Annotated in this window: 13 protein-coding genes; 4 read left to right on the forward strand and 9 right to left on the reverse strand. The window is 49.9% G+C overall.

The window, feature by feature from the left end; genetic code table 11:
• The first annotated feature begins 3 nt into the window (after window positions 1–3).
• Entirely contained in the window at window positions 4–762 is a 759-nt protein-coding gene (locus ACI1P1_RS14395) for an ABC transporter ATP-binding protein (RefSeq protein WP_416217090.1), read from the forward strand.
• 1 nt (window position 763) lies between these two features.
• Here ACI1P1_RS14395 and ACI1P1_RS14400 read toward each other — a convergent pair whose 3' ends face one another.
• The 8 genes from ACI1P1_RS14400 to ACI1P1_RS14435 form a co-directional block, all read right to left on the reverse strand.
• The gene (locus ACI1P1_RS14400) at window positions 764–1,303 is read right to left on the reverse strand and encodes a general stress protein (protein ID WP_416217091.1); all 540 of its coding nucleotides are present in this window, start codon (window positions 1,301–1,303) and stop codon (window positions 764–766) included.
• Window positions 1,304–1,344: 41 nt separating this feature from the next.
• Window positions 1,345–3,540 (reverse strand): HD domain-containing phosphohydrolase, encoded by a 2,196-nt coding sequence (locus ACI1P1_RS14405; protein ID WP_416217092.1) that lies wholly within the window; start codon window positions 3,538–3,540, stop codon window positions 1,345–1,347.
• Window positions 3,541–3,739: 199 nt separating this feature from the next.
• On the reverse strand, window positions 3,740–5,515 hold the full coding sequence (locus tag ACI1P1_RS14410) for an S-layer homology domain-containing protein (RefSeq protein WP_416217093.1): 1,776 nt from the start codon (window positions 5,513–5,515) through the stop codon (window positions 3,740–3,742).
• 68 nt (window positions 5,516–5,583) lie between these two features.
• Window positions 5,584–11,676, reverse strand: a complete 6,093-nt coding sequence (locus ACI1P1_RS14415; RefSeq protein ID WP_416217094.1) for a DUF5695 domain-containing protein — start codon at window positions 11,674–11,676, stop codon at window positions 5,584–5,586.
• A gap of 178 nt (window positions 11,677–11,854) precedes the next feature.
• Window positions 11,855–13,756, reverse strand: a complete 1,902-nt coding sequence (locus tag ACI1P1_RS14420) for a glycoside hydrolase family 127 protein (RefSeq protein ID WP_416217095.1) — start codon at window positions 13,754–13,756, stop codon at window positions 11,855–11,857.
• Window positions 13,757–13,788: 32 nt separating this feature from the next.
• Window positions 13,789–14,673: a carbohydrate ABC transporter permease gene (locus ACI1P1_RS14425; protein ID WP_416217096.1), complete on the reverse strand. Its 885-nt coding sequence runs from the start codon at window positions 14,671–14,673 to the stop codon at window positions 13,789–13,791.
• Window positions 14,670–15,614, reverse strand: coding sequence for a carbohydrate ABC transporter permease (locus ACI1P1_RS14430; protein ID WP_416217097.1), 945 nt, complete (start codon window positions 15,612–15,614; stop codon window positions 14,670–14,672). Before ACI1P1_RS14430 ends, ACI1P1_RS14425 begins: the two co-directional genes overlap by 4 nt.
• Window positions 15,615–15,717: 103 nt before the next feature.
• Window positions 15,718–17,121: an ABC transporter substrate-binding protein gene (locus tag ACI1P1_RS14435; protein WP_416217098.1), complete on the reverse strand. Its 1,404-nt coding sequence runs from the start codon at window positions 17,119–17,121 to the stop codon at window positions 15,718–15,720.
• 327 nt (window positions 17,122–17,448) lie between these two features.
• On the opposite strand from ACI1P1_RS14435, the gene ACI1P1_RS14440 reads away from it, so the two are divergent.
• Both ACI1P1_RS14440 and arfA read left to right on the forward strand, forming a co-directional pair.
• Window positions 17,449–18,339, forward strand: coding sequence for a helix-turn-helix transcriptional regulator (locus ACI1P1_RS14440; protein ID WP_416217099.1), 891 nt, complete (start codon window positions 17,449–17,451; stop codon window positions 18,337–18,339).
• Between the two features lie 37 nt (window positions 18,340–18,376).
• Window positions 18,377–19,885 carry an arabinosylfuranosidase ArfA gene (gene arfA, locus ACI1P1_RS14445; protein WP_416217100.1) on the forward strand — a complete coding sequence of 503 codons (1,509 nt, stop codon included), beginning with the start codon at window positions 18,377–18,379 and terminating at the stop codon, window positions 19,883–19,885.
• A gap of 50 nt (window positions 19,886–19,935) precedes the next feature.
• Here arfA and ACI1P1_RS14450 read toward each other — a convergent pair whose 3' ends face one another.
• The gene (locus tag ACI1P1_RS14450; RefSeq protein WP_416217101.1) at window positions 19,936–21,267 is read right to left on the reverse strand and encodes a methyl-accepting chemotaxis protein; all 1,332 of its coding nucleotides are present in this window, start codon (window positions 21,265–21,267) and stop codon (window positions 19,936–19,938) included.
• A 231-nt stretch (window positions 21,268–21,498) separates the two neighbouring features.
• On the opposite strand from ACI1P1_RS14450, the gene ACI1P1_RS14455 reads away from it, so the two are divergent.
• Window positions 21,499–22,197 carry a hypothetical protein gene (locus tag ACI1P1_RS14455; RefSeq protein ID WP_416217102.1) on the forward strand — a complete coding sequence of 233 codons (699 nt, stop codon included), beginning with the start codon at window positions 21,499–21,501 and terminating at the stop codon, window positions 22,195–22,197.
• The last annotated feature ends 13 nt before the right edge of the window (window positions 22,198–22,210 follow it).

Consider the following 22,210-nt stretch of genomic DNA (forward strand, 5'->3'; position numbering starts at 1 on the left):
CAGATGAATACCATCCTTTCAGGAAAAAATGTCGTGAAGACCTTTGGTAAGGGGAACGACTTGGTCAACGCGCTCAATGGAGTAAATGTGGACATCGCCAAGGGGGAGTTTGTTGCCGTGATGGGGCCTTCCGGTTCGGGCAAATCTACCTTGCTATTCGCGCTCAGCGGCATGGACGGGATTACAGGCGGGGCGGTGAAGCTGGGGGATATCGAGCTGTCGAAGCTTCATGAAAAAGCGCTTGCCAATGTGCGCCGGACCCAAATGGGCTTTATCTTCCAGCAGCCCACTATGCTGAGGAACTTGAATATTCTGGACAATATTATCCTGCCCGCGGCAAGTAAGGGTAAGAAGGATCGGGAGAAGCTCACCCAAAAGGCAGCCGCTCTGATGAAGCAAACCGGGATTGCCGGACTTGAAAACAGGGATACAACCGAGGTTTCGGGCGGCCAGCTCCAGCGGGCCGGCATCTGCCGCGCCCTGATGAACGCGCCGGAGATTCTCTTCGCCGACGAGCCCACCGGTGCGCTCAACTCCAAATCGGCGGAGGACATTATGAGCTTGCTGGTGACCATCAACCAAGAAGGCACCGCTATCTTGCTGGTGACCCATGATCCGAAGATCGCAGCCAGGGCCGACCGAGTTTTGTTTACCAAGGACGGAAGCATCGTCTCCGAGCTGCCGCTGGGTAAGTTCAATCCCCGGGATATAGAGGCCCGGGGTGAACAGGTACTCGCCGGCATGGCGGCAGTGGGGATTTAAGTTATTTCTCAGCTGCATCCCATTTTTTAATTCGTTTAAAATCCTTATTCATAGAGGAAATCTTCAATTTTCTACTTCTGAACAAATTTTTAATATCAGAGAAATTATCGTATGAGAGTTGAATGTAAAAGTAGTTTATAAACTCCAAGATTGCAAAACCATATATGAAGAAGGTGATGGTTAACCCCCCTAATGGCAAAGCTGGGTACCATTTAATGAAATCAAAAGCAAATCCAACAATGGTAGTAATCATCATAACAACGTTCACCGTTTTTGAATGATGTAACTGACGAAGAACCTTCAACAGAGTTTTAGGGTTATTCTCGTTTCTTAGTCTCTTAAGTTTTACATACCAATAAATCGTTCCTTGTAATAAAAGAAACTCTAGTAGGATAAAGGATACCCAAAATGAATAGAGAGAATACAATTGCAGCTTGGGGAATGTAGAATTTACTATAAAACTAACGGGTACAAAAGTGATTATAGAAAATAATTCCCCCGAATATAAATAAGCCATTCTTTTTTCTAATGTTCTTTTCAAAATTACCGCGCACCTCCTTACCCAAGATTTTTATGGGAGCTTTACATTGGAGCCAATCCCTTGCGTACGGTTTCGGCAAAAGCCCGCACTACATCCCGGTCAAATTGGGTTCCGGCGTTATGTCGCAGCTCCCCCAACGCTTCCTCCGGCGAAAAGAGGGGTTGGGTGCCCCGCGGGGAGGTCATGGAATCGTAGGCGTCGGCAACAGCCAATATCCTGGATGGCAAGGGAATAGCCTCACCGGACACCCCTTTTGGAAATCCCTTGCCATCCATACGTTCGTGGTGGCACAGGATGATCGGCGCCAATGAGGCGTATTCGCTGGCCGACTTCAGAATCTGGTAGCCCCGTTCTGGATGCCGTCTGAATTCCATCCATTCTTCCTCGGTGAGAGGCTCAGCCTGAAACAGCACCCTGTCGCTCAGACTGATTTTGCCAATATCATGAACCAAAGCGGCTGCCGCCGTTTCTTGCACCAGTTCCTCACTTAGTTCCATTGCCACTGCTATAGTGCGGCTGATTTCACTGACCTGCCGGTTATGAGCTTCCTCTGCCGGACTTTTGGCGTATAAGGTGCGGAGAATCCGCCCGACCGTCTCGTTGTGCACCTGGTTGCTGTCCCGAAGCTTACGGGTGTACATGGCATTTTCTGCTTCGAGAAAAATGTCTGTCATCTTCTGCTCCACTGAATCCTTCGTGGCGGATCCGAACGAAACGGAAAAAATCATAAATTCGTTCTGCTCCTCCGCAAGTGTCTGCTCCAGTTGGCGGATGATCCCCTCTGCCTGCTCCCGATCCGTGCGGGGAAGCAGAATCACAAATTCATCCCCGCCAATCCGTGCTAAAACATCGTCTGTTCGGCAAGCCCCCTGCAATAAGGAGGCAATGCGGATCAGCATCTGGTCACCCGTCATATGGCCAAAAGCATCATTCGTCAGCTTCAGACCGTTGACATCCGCCAGAATGAAGGAAACGGGAAGATGCTCCTCTGTATTCAGCCGCTGAAGCTCCAATTCATAAAATCTGCGGTTGTGGAGACCCGTCAAGTGATCATGATAACTCAGATACAGAATTTCCCGTTCTGCACGTTTGCGCTCTTCAATATTGCGGGTTACGCCGACGATCTCAACTTCACCGTCTGCATTGTACCGGTACTTGGAGGATGTCTCCACCCAGATAGGGTGGCCGTCCCGGTGGAGGTTTTGGATCTCGGCAATGTATGGCTCATCCATGCTTGTCCCGCTCTGAAGAGCCTGGAGCCGCTGGGGAAACCGCTGTTTAATCTGCTCCAGAGATTCCCTGGCTACCAGAATGTCAACATTCGTTTGCATTGCCTCTTCAGGACGGTAACCAAACAAGGGATAGACAGACGGACTAATGTAAGTGAAGGCCCATTGGGTATAATTAAAGACCCAGATGACATCGGAGGCAAAATCGGTGATCAGCCGGTATTTTTCCTCACTCTCCCTCAGCATCTCCTCCATGCCTTTTCGCTCCGTAATATCATGGTGGGTGGAAAGGGTACAGGGTTCGCCCTGGTAGTCGATCATCATCGCGCTGCCCATGGCCCACAGCTCCTTGCCCCGCATGGTGCGGAGATGCATTTCCCAGTCCTTGATCAGACCGTTTTGTTGGACAGCTTCAATGAAGCGAAGCCGATCCTCCGGGTGAATCCATATGGGCAAAGTCGTTTGGTTTGAAAGATCGGTTTCCTCCAATTCAAACAGTTTAAAGCCCAACGGGTTGGAGTAACGGATGGTTCCATCCAGCGCAACGATGCTAAGTGAAAAGGGGAGATTATCGATGATCCGGTGGAATTGCAGCTCATTCTCCTTCAGAAGCCGCATCAGCCGGGCATGCTCCTCCACCTGCTTCCGTTCCTTGGTCACATCCAGAAAGTTCACTACAAAGCAGAACTTCTCCGGTGAATACACCTGGATGCGGTACCAGCGTCCCAGAGCCTCCAGATATTCCTCGAATTCGGCAGTTCCTCCGTCCAGCGAAATTGCACCATAAGCCGCGATGTAATCGAATGCCTCTCCGCGAATGCCGGGGAGAACCTCCGTCACCCGTTTGCCAATGATCGCAGACGTTAATCCTGTCATTTTCTCAAACGCCGGGTTTATCCGCAAGAATTCATAATCGCATGGCTTCCCTGCCTCATCGAGTATGATCCGGTGGTAAGCAAAGGCCATAGGTGAATGGTCAATCATCGATTCATACGGCAAAGTCTCCATACAATCCCTCTTTCTGTTCCGTTCAATGGTAGTAGAATTTACAACCATTATGTCATGCCCATTCTTTTTTGAAAATAGAAAAAATTATTATTTCCAGAACATTCCCCACTGGAAAAACCCTCCGCTGTGCATCAAAAAGACCGGCAGCCACAATTGAATTACGCTTGCCGGTCTTGGTATAGAGAAAGATGAATCTTTTCTACAGTAATACATTCAAAAGGTGAATATTGTAAATCAATACAGCCGCCTCAGCTCGGGTGGTCAAATTCTTCGGATGAATGCCCTGTCCATTGCCGTGAATAAGGCCCATTTTGCTCAGCTCCACGACACTGTTCAGTGCATAATCCGAAACCTCCGCCATATCGGCAAATAAAGCTGGTTCCTGAGCTGCCGTTGTTTCGCCGGAAGTCCGTTTTACTGCCTTAAGCGCTCTATGCGTCATGACGATCATATCTTCCCTTGTAATGGATGCTTGCGGATTGAATGTATTGTCTCCGCTTCCTTGTACAATGCCCAGGCCTCTGGCAATACGCAGGGCTCCGTCGTAATAATCCTCCGCCTGCACATCAGTGAAGCGACTTCCCGGAGTTCCTTGCAGCTCCAGAACTCTGGCCAAAAGCAGCAGGAAATCCGCACGGGTCACTTGGCGGTCCGGATCGAATTGCGTCTCCGAGATACCGTTAATAATACCTTTGGAGGCAAGCACTTCAATCTGCTTGGCCGCCCAATCCAGCGAAGCGGTGTCATCAAATGTCTTCTTTACGAAGGCAGCTGCATACATGCCAAAATGGGTTGTCGAGAATGTCACTTGCCCCGTCTTTGGATCAAACTTACCGTTGGGAACGGGGATGACTTGGCCACTGCCGTCCAGATACCAGACTACAATATGCTCCGGCTCAAGCAGCTCATTTGCTGTTGGTTTGTATGGGATGCTCACTGTCACCGGCGCGTTAGGATTGCTCCACGCAATCGTCTCAACGCCTGCCTGAATGTCCAGCTCGATAACGGGATGGTTGCCGATTCCCGCCTTTATACTCTCATTAAGTCCGTTGATGTCCGCTCTCCCGACATAAAGCCCCACATACGCAGGCAGATTCGCTCCCGGGAACATGCCGTTAGGAAGAACGATTGTGGCCATCGGCGTTTCTATTTGAATGCGGATGTCCGTTTTCTTCCTGGAAATCGCCTCCGAAGGCAGCTCCAGAACATAGGCTTTCGCCTTCGGGACGTCCCCAACGATAATGTGGATATCTTTATTCCCGCTACCGGCTTGCTCCAGTGTTTTGGTCCAAACCGCTGAGTCGATAGCGGCGGTGGCGGTCAGGCTCACAGGATCAAGCTTTACCGTCGGCTTTACGAACACACTATTCCCGTCACCGGAACCAGGTGTAGCTGCCGGGACTGTACCCGGGTTTGGTATCGGGGCTGATGAAGTTGGCTCTGACGTAGGCGTCGGTGTTGGTGTTGATGTAGGCGTTGGAGTTGGCTCCGTATTTGTATTTCCAATGACCGGAGTCACCTTCGCACCGCTGGTTACCGATCTGGACACCATTTGTGAGTCCAGCATTTGCAAGCTTGTTAATTGAATGGGGGCAGGTCCTGTGGATGTTGCTTTGAAGGTCAAGGTATACAGCGTCAAGTCCCCGCTTCGGCCGGGTATGGCACCCACCAAGGTATGAGCCAGCTGGATCGTATTCTCTTTTACGATGGGCGTGATCGCGTATCCCCCGGGACTGCTAACCGCACCTTTAAATTCAAGTCTGCTGGAATCGAACGTCACATTCACTTCATTCCCAAACAGATCCGTCAGCTGATTGCCCTTGACCTCGACGCGAATCTCCTCACCCAAAGCGGGTGAAGGTTTGTCGACGGACAACGAAAAGGAAGGGGAGCTTTCCGCAAAGGCAGCTATCGGCAGGATTCCGGTAATACCCAGCATGAGAACGATACAAAGGGTAAGAAGTCGACGTATCATGGAGCCATTCCTCCAATTGGTCAGATGGGGGATGACTTTCTGTTATCCCCCACCCGATCTCCTCTTTTTTAATGAAGTATGCGCCGCGCCATAAAAACAAGATCGAATAGATCCAGCCTGCCGTTGCCGTCCGTATCATACAGGCGAAGGGACTGCCAATTGGCGGAGCTGCTGGTGGCGTTGTAGTTTGCCGCAATAATAGCCAAATCCCCGATACTTGCCAGTTGGCTGGCCTCAGCCCGGAACTGTATCAACGCCTGTGAGAGGGCGTCGCGAGCCTGATCCACCTGAGCTTGGGTGGCATCAATCTGACCGGATACCGCAAGGGCTGCAGCGATGGCATGCTTCAAGCCGTCGATGGCACTTTGCGGATAATAACCAAAACGCGGCGCATCCAGATTCAGAACCTTCGCGTTGGCAGCAGCTTCTGAAGCCTCGGCGAGGATTGCCGACAACTCAGTCTTATCCGGAGCAACAATGGTAATCTGGTGGGAATTCCCATTGCTTACGATCTGCTCATTGCCGAGCTGGTCACCCAGCACGATTCCACTCATATAAACACTCGTCGTAACCGACTGATTCATAGCCTTGAAGGTCAATGAAAGAAGATCCACTGTACCGGTCACCGGAGACGGGCCTGTGCTTGCCTCGATAACCCGGTACGTTCCTGGACCATACACACTTCCCACTACGCTGAAGCCGTCCAGCAAGGAGCTCACGTCTACAAATTCCAGCTCCGCAGGATTGTAATGGACCGTTACGGATTTGGCATATACACTGCCGGTTACATTGGACAAACCATAAATCAGTTGGAAGGCTTCTCCCGTCTGTACGGATCCTGGCCCGCTCAGCCGGTATGAAAGCGACTTCTCGCCCTCTGGAATCACAACCTCCTTATCCGGACTGGCCTGGAGTATACCCGCCTTCATGTACCGGACATAGTACTTGCCGGCAGCAAGATCAGTGACCTCCTCTCCAGTAACCGGAGTATATTCTGCGGTGCCTTCCTTTCTATACTCCATTTTCACCGTCACACCAATGAGCTTTCCATCGCTGCCGTTGAAGGCTGCCGGTGCAACCCCTGCCGGTGTCACAGGTGCCGGTTGGTTCTGGTTGGACTCCCCAGAGAAAACCTCCCATTCCCACAACCCTACACCATTACCGTCCCGTACTTGCTTGGTCAACGTAACACGCAGCGACTTCACCTCCAATGAAGGGGTAAATGTATAGCTATTGTTGGCCCCCACCGGAGTATCCTTCACGACGATGCCGGTGGTTACCGTTCCTGCCGTAACCCATGCATTCGTTGCACTATCCTTAGGAATGTACGAATACGTGATTTTGGAGGGACCAAGGATGCCGCCATTATCCGTCCACAGCATCAAATTTGAACTTTGGAGGGTCGCCCCCTGCGGCCAATCATACTGCACCCATTCCTCAGAGCTGGTTACGCCCCATGTACCCCAATGGGGGATATTGGCAGTGTCCTTTCTGCCGTCATTGACTGCAGGGAGACTTTCCCAGGATGACGTGTAGCTGGCGGAAGCACTGGCGGCAAACGCCATATTATGCTCGCGCGGAGTGAGCAGCCGCAGATCGGTCAGCAGCCTTGTAATGGCCTGGGCAACCTGCTCCTCTGTAGCAGCCTTGTTCCCCATCACGGCGGATGCGTTGGCCTTGGCGACAGCTATGGGCGCCAGACCTTCGCCGGTAAAGTTAGCCGCCTTTAATGCATCCGCATAGCTGTATAGCTTTGCCAGCTCCGTTTTGTCCACACCGCTTGTATAGCCGTTGACTTTCCATTCCAGAATACCGGTGCCCACGGCAACGGGCTTCATATCAAGGCGTGCTCCAGTAATATAAGCAGGCTCAAAGGTGGTTATGTTGTATTTGTTCAATGCATTTCCGAGCCCGCTCACAGCTCTTGGCGTATACCAATTGCCGTTATTATCACGAAGCTGGAGCTTCATGTCGGTGGGCTGGAAATTTCCGGAGCCGTCCCGGAACACATACACATCCATAGACGACACCAGGAACGCTTCATCCCATTGATACATGATCCATGCAGGGTCCCCTTCTTTCCCCCAGTTATGCCAGGCGCTGTTCGCCGCTCCCTTGGTGGGAGAAAAATCAGCTGAGCTCTTGGGATCGAAGCCGTTGTTCAATGCCTCCGGGTAGCCGTCACCGCCGGAGAAGCTGGCCGTAGGTCTTGCAGTCAGCGCATTATTATTAGGCTGTGATTTCACCACATATACGGTGACGCGTGCCTGCGAACTGATGCCTGTAATATTACCCGTGACTACGAATTCACCTTCATTGGCATAGCTGGCCGGATCATATCCGTTCCACGAAACGTTAGCTTTCGTGAAGCCGTTATCGAACAGAACATCCACCTGATTGGGAAGGGACGGTGCTGTACCTTTTTGAGTCACAACACTGATTGCCCTATAGGAACCATCATGGTCTTGTGCAATCCGGATCGTAACATCCTTACTGGCTACCTTGTCTTCGTCAGCCGCCGTAAAGGTGAATACATAGGTCCCTGCCTTGTTTGCGCCACGGGCATATGCTTGCGCTTTATCCCCACCTACAAAAGTAATCGGCCCTGCGCCAGCCGGACTTTGCTTAAGCGTCCACCCGTACGACATACGGGGTTCGGATACTGCGCTGTACAGCGGATCCGGGGTCGCCGCACCGGATAATACAAGAATACTGCCATTCGATGCATCTTGAACCGCCGTCACCTCGCCGATGACTGGAGGCTGCTTCTCAGGCGCTGCGGCAATCTGAACGGCCAGCTCAGCGGAGGTGCTATACTGCCCGTCGTTGGCAGTAAGCCTGACAGTATAAGCGCCGCCTTTGGTCACGACAGCCCGTGTGGTGGTTGCTTTAGGATTGGTGAAGCTTAGCGTTCCGCCTTCCGGGGTACGGACAACCTCCCATTGGTAGGCCAGCGAACCATTCGGTGCTCCGTCATCGGTTACCATACCGTTTAGAATAAGGGGTAGCAGCGCCTGCGGATTGGGAGTCGTAGTTTCCACCGCTACCTCCGGAGCTTGATTTTCACCGGTAGCTGCCTTAAGAATGCTCAATTCAGCCGTAGGGGCAGCGCTCATGTAATACAGGGCCACACCCTTATTGTCCTTGACATAGAACTGCCCGGCATCCGCATTGTTCAGCTTCATGGTATAATAGCCGTTTTCCAGTCCCGCCCCATCAAAAACAATTTTGGAAGTATGCTCTTTTTCATCCAGATTCGAGAGCTGCAAATGAAAGGCTTTGCCGTCTTTTTGAATCTGCGCGCTTTCGATTCTGTCACTCTCCGAGGACAAGTAGATATTTTCACCGATCAGGTTAATGCGTTTGCCAAAACCATCCTTGGGTGTGATATGGTAGCGGTTCCCTTCATCTGTGACTACAGCTCCATACCCGAATAGCCCAAATACCGGATCGGTGACAATATCCGAACTAATGCGCAGCAGCGAACCATAGAGCCCTTCCTCCGATTCGCCGGAGAAGTCCTGCCAGCCGTTATTCATCACGCGTGTACCGCCATCGTTTACGTTTTTGGTGCCGGTTCCACCCTTCTGGGCGTTATATCTCCAGGAGATTCCGCCTACAGATTGTGCCGCAATCTGCCCCATATTGATAGCATTGAAGTTGGATAGCTTCGCCGCATAGCTGCGCTGCTGGGCCACGGCTGTCTGGTCCTGGGACCTTCCGTCATTCTGATAACGAAGCCAGTCATCCATGATGGATCCTGCCAGAGAGGCGGTATATTGGAAGTTCCACCAGCCTTCTCCGGCACGGAATACTGGCACGGAATAATAGTACCAAGTGGGCTGAATGCCCCGCATGGCACGGGTCTTCAAATCAGCCATTCCCATACTTTTCAAAGCTGCGCCGGCCCGCGCATCTTGGGGATAGTAGGTACGCAGAGCCTTGGCTGCGGCATAGGCCCCTTCTTCACCGGTATTGTCATATTCAAATTCCGACCCGTAAGGATAAGCGGCATTGGTCACGTTCCGTCCTTTTGTTTGGGCAAACTTCATTTTCAAATTTTCATATTCGGTTTGCATTCCCTCTTCTTTCAGGGCCTCAATCATATCCGGAATCTGCTGTTCACCATAGAATCCGACAGCTCCGCTGGAGATGCGGTTGTAATAGATGCCATAAGCCTTTTCCAGATAAAATTGCGGTGTTTCGCGATACGTCATCAGATGGGGATACGACTTTTGGATCCGGTACATATTGAAGAATCCCGTTGCCTCCATGATTTCGGAGAAGGTGCGTGTATAGGGCTTCGTTGAATTCGTATAAACCCCGGAGTCCTTCAGATAGTTGGCAACGGTAAAGCTGCTTTGTGTATCTTTCATGAATGTATTCCACATAAAATCGATCAGGTAGTTTTCAATGGAACGGATTTCATCCGGATCCGGATCGAGGACATTTTTCTGGACCATAAAATTGATGTTATCGTGGCTCCAGTCATCTCCCCAATGATTAATTGATGTGTCCAGACCGGTTGTCAGATACCAGTCGCGGTAGATGCCGTAGGCAGGATGGCTGGGGTCCTTTTCTTGCGTGTTCTCTACCATAAATTCGGAATGGGCCTGCACCGTTTGGTCAAGCTCCGCCAGAACATTGAATTCAAACTGGGTGAATTTATCTGCCTGCTCATTGCCCGTCTTCAGCTTGTAGTTCACACGAACGCTATTATTGCCGATGCTGCCAAATGTAAGCTCGTAGATATGATGCTGTTCCCCGTTTATCAATTTGGTTTCCACAAACCGGACGGATTCTGAATAGCCCGGGTTTCCGTCAGGAAGCCCGCGCCCGGCGCGGGAATTGTTAACCATTCCCGCTCTGGTCTGCCCGGGCCTGATCTCGGGAATATGCGCCGCGTCGAACGGATCATTCTCGTGAACAGACTGAATCTCTACAGACTGTACGTCGATGAGACTATCATTATAGTGCAGATCTAGCTTTACGGGCATGTTGATAGCCGTTTGGAAGCCGGGCAGCGCCACAGCATCAATCATACCGGATTGGTACAGGATGGAGCGGAGATTGGCCTCCCGGTCTTCCATGGACGCAGAAGCGTTATTGGGGCTGTTGGCGTTAACCTGGGGACTGTTGTCGCCTGCGCGAACCGCAGAGAATTTGAACTTGTATGTTTTTTCCTGATTCGGCCCCAACACCAGGCTGGTGGCATCGGTAAAATATCCGCGGCCGGTTTTTTGGATATCCTTGGAGTGGATATACAGAACATTCAGTCCCGGAAACCAGCCGCCGCTGTCACCGACCCAGTTGGAGTACGCACTTCCGGCACGGAGCTCACCCGCGTCTCCTAACCAATAATCCACATATTCAATGCGTGCGCCGCTATCCGGCACAGGGGTAAACAGCATGAAATTGCCTTCACCGCTGGTACGGATGGCATAGGAATACCCACTGTCGGCGCCGGCAAAATGATGCACGGTAACCCGGTTGTCATAGGTATCTGATACGGATCTGTATTTGTTATTCCACGGCATCGGCAAACCGATATCGCCGAATTCCATGTATTTGCCGCTTTTATTTTTGAGCGTGATTTCCCACAGCATCGAACCGTCATCGCTATCCATATTAAATACTGACTTCACGTCAAAACCCTTCATCACCCGATTGGCAGTGGAGTTCAAGTCCTGTCCTTTGAAGTTAACCTCCACTTTTTTGCCGTCCGGCGAGACGGTCTTGGCAATATAAGGGTTATTCGGATTGATGGCTGAAAATTTGGTTGAACCACCGGCTGCTAATGTTTTGTTGGTGTCCACCTCCACGAAGCCGGTCCGGTTGTTGGGGAATTGATTGCTGTCACCAGTGCGGTATGAAAAGATCATTTCACCCATCCATTGGTGCTGGACATCATCCTGCGGGGCCGTATTGTTAGGCAGAACAAAGTTAATCGGATTGCCGTTTTTATTCACCGGGTTATTCTTGATATAAAGCTCCTCAATTTGCCCCAAGTCACCGATTTTGGCAGAAAGGCTTGCATTGGAGATACCATTCGCTGCAGCGGCTGCCGAAGGCACCGCATTCCTACTCCCCAAGGGCAGCACCCCTGAAAACAACAACATCGCGGCAGCAAGGGACACCAGCTTTTTTGTAGTCGTTTTCATCTTAACCTCCCGTTTCTTCCTTATTATCTTCTTGCCCTGCGTAAATGTAATCGCTTTCAATCCATGTTCAAAAAATGGGTTCCTATACAACCATCATAAGAACCCATTCCGGCAACCGTATGTTCTTAATCGCCACCCCCTTTCCGAGTTTTGGAGTAAGGTGCCTTACAGGATGCTATTATTTCGAGCGGATCCAAACCGTCATTTCTCCCGGCTCCCGGTTCCCCCAGTATGCGTAGGGAACGGCCAAAACGCTGACGCTTCTGTCCTCCCTGATGACAGGTCTGTACAGCTCATCCTTCCAGGAGGGATCAGAACGCAGCCCCTGCCCGGACAACACCACAATACCACCCAGAATATCGTCCCTGTAGCCCGCTTCGAATTCAGCATTTACGGGAAGGCAGATATCCGTAAGATCCGGGCCGTTATCCGCTTGTTCCAGGCAATAGACCAGCGGGCCATATTGCAAGGCGACTTTGCCTGCATTCTCGTGCACCTTGGGATTGGACTCGATACGCTCAGCAGCCATAGCAAAATGGAGCAAAATTTCGTCCTGATTCATCCACTGTCTGTTGATCTGGGCGTAGCCATGCTCTGTGATGGCGCTCAAATCCAGCGTCTCCCCGTTAACTGTTATCCGGGGAGTTCTGCACCAGGACGGAACCCGGAAGGAAAGGGTGCAGCTGACTGCCTCATCCAGCTCCAGTCCAACCCGGATCTCTCCGTCCCATGGATAACGGGTATCTGTGTGCAGGATCAGCCTTTTTCCTTGGACATCAAATGTACTTTCATTGGAGGCATAAAGATGCATCATCACCGTTGTCCCGTTTTGTGTAAAAAAGTAAGTATCTAACGATGTCAGGATCCGCGCCAGGTTAGGGGGACAGCAAGCACAGCCGAACCAAGGCACACGCTCGGTTTTGACATGCTGCATATCGTGACGGTATTGCGTGACTGCAGGATGAACCTCCAAGGGATTGACGTAAAAATAACGTGTACCGTCCAGCGACATCCCGCTCAGCATCCCGTTATATAAAACCCGCTCCATCACATCCCCGTACCGGCTGTCCGTCTCCAGCTGAAGCATGCGGAATGCCCACATGACAAGGCCGATGGATGCGCATGTTTCGGTATAAGCCGTATCGTTGGGCAGATCGTAGTCGATGGTGAACCGTTCGCCATGCCCTTGAGAGCCCAGTCCTCCTGTAATATACATCCGCTTGGAGGTTACATGATGCCAGAGCTTGCGAAGCGCCTCGGTCAGCGTCTCATCCCCGCAAGCCTTTGCCAGGTCCGCCATGGCCGAATACAGATACATGGCACGTACGGCATGCCCCTCCGCCGTGTGCTGCTCTCTTACAGGATCATGGGCCTGATGATAATCCAGCTCGAACCAGCGGTCCTTGGACGGGGCGCCGAATCCGGGGTCCTCCTTTAGGAAGCTGGGCTGTTTGCCCCGCTCCTCCACGAAATACCGGCTTAAATTCAAATACCGCAGCTCGTTCGTTATCCGGTACAGCTTAACCAGAGCAAGCTCAATTTCCTCATGGCCGCAGTAGACCCGCATTTTGTCAGGATCAGGGCCTATCACCCGGTCTATATAATCGGCGTAACGGCACATCATATCCAAGAAGGTCCGCTTTTGGGTGGCCTCGAAGTACGCAACCGCTGCCTCCATCAGGTGACCCGCACAATAAAGCTCATGCCCAAAGGCGAAATCATGCCAACGCTGCTCCGGTGCCGCAACCGTAAAGTACGTGTTCAGGTAGCCGTCCGGCTGTTGGGCCCGCTTCATCAAGTCCACAACAGCATCAATCACCCCTTCGAGCCCCGGGTCCGGAGAGTGTCTCAGGCTGTAAGCCGCAGCCTCGATCCATTTGGCCACGTCGCTGTCTTGGAAGACCATGCCATAAAAAGCCCCGGTTTTCTCCCCTGCCGTGATCCGCAGGTTTTCTATGGCGTGACTCGGCTCCGCACCTTCAATTTCGTCGTTCAGTGCTTTCCACTGGTACGGAATCGTTTCCTGAACGGTCTGCCTCACCTTGGGTTGCCAAAATTGATCATGCAGTCTAACTTTCATGCAGCTTTCTCTCCTTCCACTCGGTAGACAGCCTAACCCTTCATCCCCGTCATCGTAATTCCTTCTACAAAATATTTTTGGCCAATCAGATAAAAAATCACCCCCGGAGCAAAGGACAGGCAGGTGGCTGCCATCGTCGATGCCCAATCCGTCTTTAACTGGCCTCTAAAATTAGTAAGCCCCAATGCAATGGTGTATTTATTGCTTGAGTTAATATAAACCAGCTGCTGGAGCAAATCATTCCACAGACCAATGAAAATAAACAAGGCTACGACGATCATGGCTGGCCTGATGGCCGGTAAAATAATGTGGAACAAAATGCGGAAGTATCCGGCACCGTCGATGGTTGCGGCCTGGTCCAGCTCCCTGGGTATGGTCATAATAAACTGCCGGATCAAGAAGATATTAAAGGCTCCTCCGCCGCAGAAATATGGCAGAATGATCGGTAAATAGCTGTCACGGATCCCCAGCCCCTGCGTCCATGCAATGTATAGAGGAATGAGGGTCACCATGGTAGGCAAAAGCATGGAGCCGACTACCAACGTCCAGATGATCTTTTTCCCTCTAAATCTTAATCTTGCAAAAGCATATCCGCATAAGGTGGCCGTAAATGTTCCTGCCAAGCAGGAGGGGACAATAATTACCATGGTATTCCACAGATATTCCCAATACTTGAACACGCCTAATGTTTTTTCATAGTTGGAAAACAGCCATTTGCCGGGTATTAGAGATGGCGGATACCGGTAGATTTCGGCATTGGTCATCAGCGACGTTCGGAAAATCCACCAAATCGGAAAAAGCGCGAGGATGGCAAAGAAAATGACCGTCACCATCGTTATCACATTCAAAATGCGTTCATTCCGTTTTTTACTTTTTAGCTTGCCGCTTCTAAGTCTGCCGACTGCAGCTTCACTCATTTGTCGTCCCCTCCTTCCTGGAAGATCCACCGGTTCGAGGTTTTGAATAAAACCGCAGTAAAGAGCGCAATAATGATGAAAATAATAAAGGTCGTTGCACCTGCGTAACCCAGCTTGTTATTGACAAAGGCCTGATCATACATCAGGTAGGTCATAAAGCGGGAAGCATTGCCAGGTCCGCCATTGGTCAACACAAGAGATGGCGTAACCACCTGAAAATTGGCGATAAGGCTCAGCAGCAGGTTATAGAAAATAATCGGTGATATGCCGGGCAAGGTGATATGCCAGAAGCGCTGCCACCCATTCGCCCCGTCAATTTCAGCGGCTTCATAATAGATCCCCGGAACATTCTGCAGCCCTGCCAAAAAGATCACAATCAGGTTGCCCGACAGCCAGACCGCAATCAAGGAAAGGGAAGGAACAACGTACCGTGAATCCGCAATAAAGAGGATTTTATCCATCCCGATTTCAGAGAGAAGATAGTTGAAAAATCCGAAATTCGCCTCATACAGCCAGGACCATCCCACATATATGGCCACCGCCGGCAAAACATAAGGCACATAAAAGACCGCTCTGAAAAAACCTCTTGCCGGTATTTTACGGTTTAACAGTATCGCAATAAATAGGGAATAGATCATGCTGCCAATGACGGACAAAAAGGAAAAATAAAGTGTTGCGATAATCGAATCCTTAATATAGGGATCGGTAGTGAAGAGCTTGATGTAATTTGAGAATCCGATAAATTCCGGACTGGTTAAGCCCGACCAATTGGTCATACTGATGCCAAGCACCCCCAAAAGGGGCAAATATGTAAGAAAAGCCAGTCCGAGAAAAGCGGGAATTAAGCAAATGTAAGCAACCCGTTCCTCACTCGAAAACCTGCGGAAGCGTTGTTTCGGAATCTTTTTTACCGTTTCCATACCTAGCTTAGTCGTTTCCATCCCTGGCTCTCCACCTCAGCTTTGAAGGATGACCGCCGCCGGTTACGCGGCCTTGGCGGTCATCCTCTCTATCCATTTTTATTTTCCGATAACTGTCCAGTCGCTATTTCCCTTTATTGGCTGCCTTCAGCTTATCCAGATTTTTAGTGATGGCATCCTTGGCTGTAGTCTTCCCGGTCCAGACATCTCCCAGAACCGATCCCAGCAGGTTATTAAATTCCGTTGTGTAATTGGTATAGAACCAGGAAGCCGGCCTCGCAGCGGGGGATTGGGCATAATCGACTACCGCTGACTTGTATTCGGCGTACGGAGGGAAGTTGGGATTTTCAACCCACTTGCGGGTTAACGTTTCGTCCTTATACCATTTTTCAAGCGTAGGCATCCAGATTCCTTCTGAAATAAGGCCCCAGTTGTTTTCCTCAGCCGTATACCATTTGAGGAATTCCATGGCTTCGGCCGGGTTCTTCGTTTGGGAGAATACCACATTGGCGCCGCCTGTGTTAAGTGTTACTTTTTCCTTCATATAAGGCAGTACGGCCACACCGTATTTCAGGCCTTCTTTTTTGGCGGTATTCAAGCTGGTTCCTACATTCCACTGGCCGTTTGTGGCCATTGCAACCGTCCCCGCTATAATGGTACGTTGAATGCCATCGTCCGTCTGCCCAACAGACAGCGGAGCAACATGGTCCTTCAAATATAGATCGGCAACCTTCTGAATCGCTTCGATACTGGCGTCTTCTCCAACTCTTACATCGGTCCCGTCTTTGTTGTAGTAGCCGCCGCCATTGCTAATGGCCCAGGTTTCCAGCTGCCACGGCAGATTTTCCACGGATGCACCAAACTGGACGATGCTCTTCTGATCAAATCCGGCCTCGCCGGGATGTTTACCGTTCTTATCAAGGGTCAGCTTCTTGGCCGTCTCCACGAATTGGTCCCATGTCCATGCTTTGTCCAGAGAGGCCGGAGGATAAGGCACCTTCGCTTTGTCGAACATGTCTTTGTTGTAATAAAGAAGAAGGATTTCATTGGCAGCCGCATACGCTACAGGCTTGCCATTATATTTGTAGGCCAGGCTGTCCAGCGGTTTGCTGCCTGTTCCTTCATACATGGCACTTACATCCTTCAGCATCCCTTTGGAAGACCATTGGATGACCGCATCCTCCTTTAACATCCCCACATCCGGCAATTGATTGGCCGTTGCCATGGTATTCAGCTTGGTGATGTAGCTTTCCCACGGAATCGCTACCACTTCCACTTGAATGCGGTCTTGGGAGGCATTAAACTTATCTACTGCCTTCTGGGTTGTATTTCCTTCCTCCGCGCTTCCCCACATGGAATAAGTAATCTTGACCTTCTTCCCATTTGCCGCTGTTGTCGCTGATGCTTTAGGAGATTCTCCTCCGGATGGCGATGGCGATGTGTTTGTCTCATTCTCCCCGCAACCTACTGCACCAGCTACCAATAAAATGGAGATAAAACCTGCCCCCAGCTTCCGTCCCACTTTCATTTTTCCACTCCCCCTTCATAATTGAGCGAAAACATAATCTTGTGACCCAATCTCTTGGTAATTCCAAGTATCAAGCCTCTTCCATTTACTTACGGGCTAAGGAAGCGCTTGCTTTTAATGGAATTATACTTGATCCCACCTGAGTTGGAAACCAGAATCACAACCTCTTTTTTCAGATTTTCAACCTTAAAAAACCTGTTTAACAAAACACCGGAGGGGTCTGGAATATGCTTATTTTCTTTTTAAGGAAGCGCTTTATTTCTGAAAGGACTTGAAGTATGATTAGAATAACTTTTTCCAATTAAAGCCTATGGAGGGGTATTTGTGGTGAACTCAGCCATTCTTCACTTTATCTCGCCACCCATTCCCTACTTCGTGGACTGCGGTCATGCCTATTACGGAGTAGGAGACACCCATATTGACCGGAATTGCCTCGGCGTATTCGATCTCATTGTCGTCCGTAAGGGCGTCCTCCCCATCGGCGAAAACGGAAACACCTGGGAAATCAAAGAGGGAGAAGGACTTATCCTTCTCCCCAACGGTCATCATTATGGCAGTGCCCCCTGCAAAACGGATACGGAAATCACCTGGATTCACTTTCAGACCTTCGGCAGCTGGCAGATGTGCCGCGACACCAACGAATGCCTGGGCAACCAACTGGAGCTGATCGAAGCCCACAAAAAAGCAGTGTTTTTGAACCACGCCGATGCCTGCTCCATTTTCATCTCCAAATACATGAAGCTGTCCTTGAAGGCCATGGAGGCTTTGGATACCTTCTTTCAACAGGACCATGAGCCGCAATCCCTTCGGAATTGGAAAAGGCAAGCTTCCTTCCAACTCCTCCTGCAGTACCTGGACCGGGATCATGCTCCTCCCGCGGACGCTGCCGCGATACGGCTGGCTGAGCAAATCGAGCTATTTATCCGTCAGAATTATGCCAACGATATCACGAATTCGGTGCTTCAAGAACAGATGAACTACCATCCCAATTATCTGGCGAAGGTGATGATGAAGGTCTATGGGATGACTCCCATGGCCTATCTACAGTATTACCGCCTCGAGCAATCCAAACGGCTGCTGCTGCAAACCCCCTGGTCCATTGCCCGAATAGCAGGGGAAGTCGGGTTCCGCCATACGTCGCATTATTCCACCTGCTTCTCCAAGAAAGAAGGTTTATCTCCACTGAGCTTCCGCAGCAAGTTCGCCAAACAGCGGTAACAGATACATCAACATATACATACTGGAGGCGTGTGGCATGACAATAAAAGCAAAAATGACGGTGGATAAAGATTTTATCATCGGCAAGGTTGACGACCGGCTCTACGGTTCCTTCATCGAGCATCTGGGACGGGCTGTTTATGGCGGCATTTATGAACCCGGTCATCCCGATGCCAATGAACAGGGGTTTCGAAAGGATGTTCTGAAGCTTGTTCAACAATTGCGTGTGCCGATTGTCCGTTATCCCGGCGGCAATTTTGTATCCGGTTACGATTGGAAGGATGGCATCGGCCCGGTCAGCGAACGGCCAAGCAAGCTTGAATTAGCCTGGAGAACCGTCGAACCCAATCATTTTGGCATGAACGAATTCGCATCTTGGTCAAAAGCAGCCGGCACCGATGTCATGTGGGCCATCAATCTGGGGACACAAGGCGTCGATGACGCGCGGCAGGTTGTGGAATATGCCAATCATCCGTCCGGCAGCTACTGGAGCGATATGCGTATCCGTCATGGTTACAAGGAGCCGCACCGGATCAAAACCTGGTGCCTCGGAAATGAGATGGACGGTCCCTGGCAGATTGGCCACAAAACGGCGGAGGAATACGGAAGAATTGCCTTGGAGGCCGCCAAAGTGATGAAGTGGACCGACCCGGCCATTGAATTGGTCGCCTGCGGCAGCTCAGCTCTGGGCATGCCCACATTTGCCGATTGGGAAGCAACGGTGCTTGATCACACCTATGAGCATGTCGATTACCTGTCGCTGCATCAATACTACGGTAATCATGAGAATGATACCCCAACCTTCCTGGCCCGATCGCTGCAGATGGATGAGTTCATTCTTAGCGTCACTGCGATTTGCGATTATATGAAAGCCAAGAAGCGCAGCAAAAAACGCATGTACTTATCCTTCGACGAATGGAACGTCTGGTTCCACAGCAATGCTGCAGACAAAAAAATCGAGCCTTGGCAAATTGCCCCTGCCCAGCTCGAAGACATCTACACCATGGAGGATGCCCTGGTGGTCGGCTGTTTGCTGATTAGCCTGCTCAAGCATGCGGACCGGGTAAAGATGGCTTGTCTGGCGCAGCTGGTAAACGTAATCGCCCCCATCATGACAGAAACCGGCGGAGCCGCTTGGATGCAGACGATCTATTATCCCTACATGCATGCCTCCTTATATGGGCGCGGCCATTCGTTAGTCCCTCTCATTCAATCCACCAAATACGATACCAAGGAGATCACAGACATCCCGCATCTGGAATCCATTGCCGTACACAATGAGGAACAGGGAGAGGTGACCATCTTCGCCGTTAACCGGCATTTAGACGGGGAGTTACCCTTCGAGGCGGACTTGCGCAGCTTTGGAGCTTGTTCGCTTATTGAGCACCTTGTTTTGGAGCATGCCGATCTCAAAGCCGTCAATACCGCCGCACAGCCCGACCACGTCAAACCACACAACCGGGGCAACGCCACCGTCAACGGCTCCACTATCTCGGCCAGCCTGAGTAAGGCTTCATGGAATGTTATACGTTTGAGGGTTTTGTAGGCGATTAGTTAGTAGTCAGGCTGCCTTTTCGTGAAATACACCTGACCCTGCTAAACCGTAAAGCTGTCGATAGCCTCCCTTAAATGAATAGAAAGCGAGCTTTGATTTTCCATATTGTGGGCCGTCTCTTGCAGAACCTGATCAATATGCTCTACGCTTGCTTTTACCTCTTGAATGTAACCGGCATTTTGAGATGAGCTTGCCAACACGGAATCAATAACCGCTTCAATTTGGGTTACAGACGCTTTCATCTGATCTGCGGCACTGCTGACTTCCTCCGATATCGTATGTATCTTCAAGGCATCTTCTTGATATTTCTTACCGGCTTGGATTAATAATTCATAATCTGCCTTGACGTCCTTATTTATATAATCCAGCATATCCTGTGATCCCGCTGCCAGGTTGGCGAACGCATCGCGGACTTGTGTAAGGATGCCGTCCACATGCGCGATTGCTTCTGCTGTGCGGTTTGCCAATACTCTTACTTCTGCCGCAACCACCTCGAAGCCCTTGCCGTACTCCCCTGCCCTCGCTGCCTCAATGGACGCATTTAATGCAAGAAGCCCTGTTTGTGAGGAAATATCTTTTATATTATCTGAGATTTCATTAATCTCCTCGACAATTTCACCTGCCTGAATAGCTTGCTTCAGCTTGGCTTGTTTTTCGCTATATGTTTCGTTGGCCCTTGCTAAAGAGACGTTTACCTCCTGCTCCATTTGCATCGCTCTGGCCTTCATAGAAACGGATGTCAGAAGAGAAACCTCCACCTTCTGCAGTAAATCTTCGTTTGTACGATTAATATCAGCGAGGGATACTTCCGCCATCTGTGCAGACTGCGTTAATTTTTCCGCGTCCTCGGCAAGAATAGTTGAAGTAGAATGAATGAGATGAATATTAGCTACGGAGTTCCGGCTTGCTTCAAGAGTAGAAAAGCTCAATTTATGTAATTGGTCAGAGGTGTCATCAATCTTAACAATCAGTTTTCTTATATTACCCGAGCTTTTATCAAGGGCTTCGCCCAGGCGGCTGATATCATCACGACCCTCAAGCTGGAGTGTGCCGGCTAAATCCCCTTCGCCCAGCCTATCGGTGTGGAGCAGAACTTTATTTAATCTTTTTAGTATCAATCGATCATTAAGCAGCGCAATAATTAAAACAGAGATCAGAGTACTTAAACCTGATGAGACGTAAAACCCGACATTCCCATCCAGGTAAGTTGTGCTAATCCCTGCTTCCCCGAACGCCTCCCTGCTTTTTGTCAACGCCAGATTTACAATTTGTCCAATGTTTGTACTAAGAATTTGGACAAGCATAACCGGCATTATAAACTTGAACTTCATGGAATGGATGGTCCTTTGTTTGATCTCTTCTTTTATGTTCATTGGGTCTCCTTCATGATCATCTGCCTTTAATTCATTATGAGTTGTATATTCATTGGCATAATCATAGCTGATCTATCAAAATTGGATAACGTCCAAAAGGGCATGCCCTTTTGGGCAATTTGGGCTCTTGATAAAATTGAGCAAGTAAATTTGATTACCCTTTGCTATAATAAACAAGAAAATCAGGGAACCATCCGCAGCTCAGTCATTTAAGACATTAGGGAGTACGCCATGACACAACGAAAAACAGGCATCCGGCCTATCTTTATCGCCCGCTATCTGAAGGATAAGAATTTTCGAGTAAGGTTATCTCTCTATGCAGGAACGTGCATCAATCTTGCTTCAAGCATATTCCACCTTCTGGCATGTTTATTTTATTCATCCATTTGGTTTGGGGCGGTTGCCGTTTATTATATTATTCTCACAATTATTCGGTTCCTTCTAATTCGAAGCGTGAGGTTTGTTTCCATAATGGAAATAAAAGATGATAAGTATATACACGAAATTAGGCGATACCGTGATACGGGAATTTTGCTCTTTGGATTGAATTTGGCTATGATAAGTGTGATCGTCCAAATCATTTGGCAAAACAAGGGGTATCACTATCCGGGATTAGTGATTTACGCTTCTGCCGTGTATGCGTTTTACAGCTTAACCCTTGCCATTATTAATATGGTGAAATACCGCAAAATGGATGAGCCTGTTTTCTCCGCTGCCAAAATGCTTAGCTTTTCGGCAGCATTAATGTCTATTCTGACCCTGCAAACCGCAATGATTTCCCGGTTCGGAGAAGATGATTCCTTCCGGCAAATCATGAATGTCACTACAGGCACGATAGTTAGTGCGCTTGTGTTCATAATGGCCGCTTACATGATCGTTCGTGCCAATCAGGCATTGAAAAATCATTACACTATAGTGGACAATCAGTAGACTGCTTGAAAAA

The organism is Paenibacillus mesotrionivorans (assembly GCF_046098205.1).
Lineage (GTDB): Bacteria > Bacillota > Bacilli > Paenibacillales > NBRC-103111 > Paenibacillus_AR > Paenibacillus_AR mesotrionivorans.

Bases quoted from the DNA above. Each gene is read 5' to 3' on its own strand.
- ACI1P1_RS14425 (WP_416217096.1), bottom strand. From the start codon at position 14,673: ATGAGTGAAGCTGCAGTCGGCAGACTTAGAAGCGGCAAGCTAAAAAGT.
- ACI1P1_RS14405 (WP_416217092.1), bottom strand. From the start codon at position 3,540: ATGGAGACTTTGCCGTATGAATCGATGATTGACCATTCACCTATGGCC.
- ACI1P1_RS14435 (WP_416217098.1), bottom strand. From the start codon at position 17,121: ATGAAAGTGGGACGGAAGCTGGGGGCAGGTTTTATCTCCATTTTATTG.
- ACI1P1_RS14430 (WP_416217097.1), bottom strand. From the start codon at position 15,614: ATGGAAACGACTAAGCTAGGTATGGAAACGGTAAAAAAGATTCCGAAA.
- ACI1P1_RS14415 (WP_416217094.1), bottom strand. From the start codon at position 11,676: ATGAAAACGACTACAAAAAAGCTGGTGTCCCTTGCTGCCGCGATGTTG.
- ACI1P1_RS14450 (WP_416217101.1), bottom strand. From the start codon at position 21,267: ATGAACATAAAAGAAGAGATCAAACAAAGGACCATCCATTCCATGAAG.
- ACI1P1_RS14420 (WP_416217095.1), bottom strand. From the start codon at position 13,756: ATGAAAGTTAGACTGCATGATCAATTTTGGCAACCCAAGGTGAGGCAG.
- ACI1P1_RS14455 (WP_416217102.1), top strand. From the start codon at position 21,499: ATGACACAACGAAAAACAGGCATCCGGCCTATCTTTATCGCCCGCTAT.
- arfA (WP_416217100.1), top strand. From the start codon at position 18,377: ATGACAATAAAAGCAAAAATGACGGTGGATAAAGATTTTATCATCGGC.
- ACI1P1_RS14410 (WP_416217093.1), bottom strand. From the start codon at position 5,515: ATGATACGTCGACTTCTTACCCTTTGTATCGTTCTCATGCTGGGTATT.
- ACI1P1_RS14395 (WP_416217090.1), top strand. From the start codon at position 4: ATGAATACCATCCTTTCAGGAAAAAATGTCGTGAAGACCTTTGGTAAG.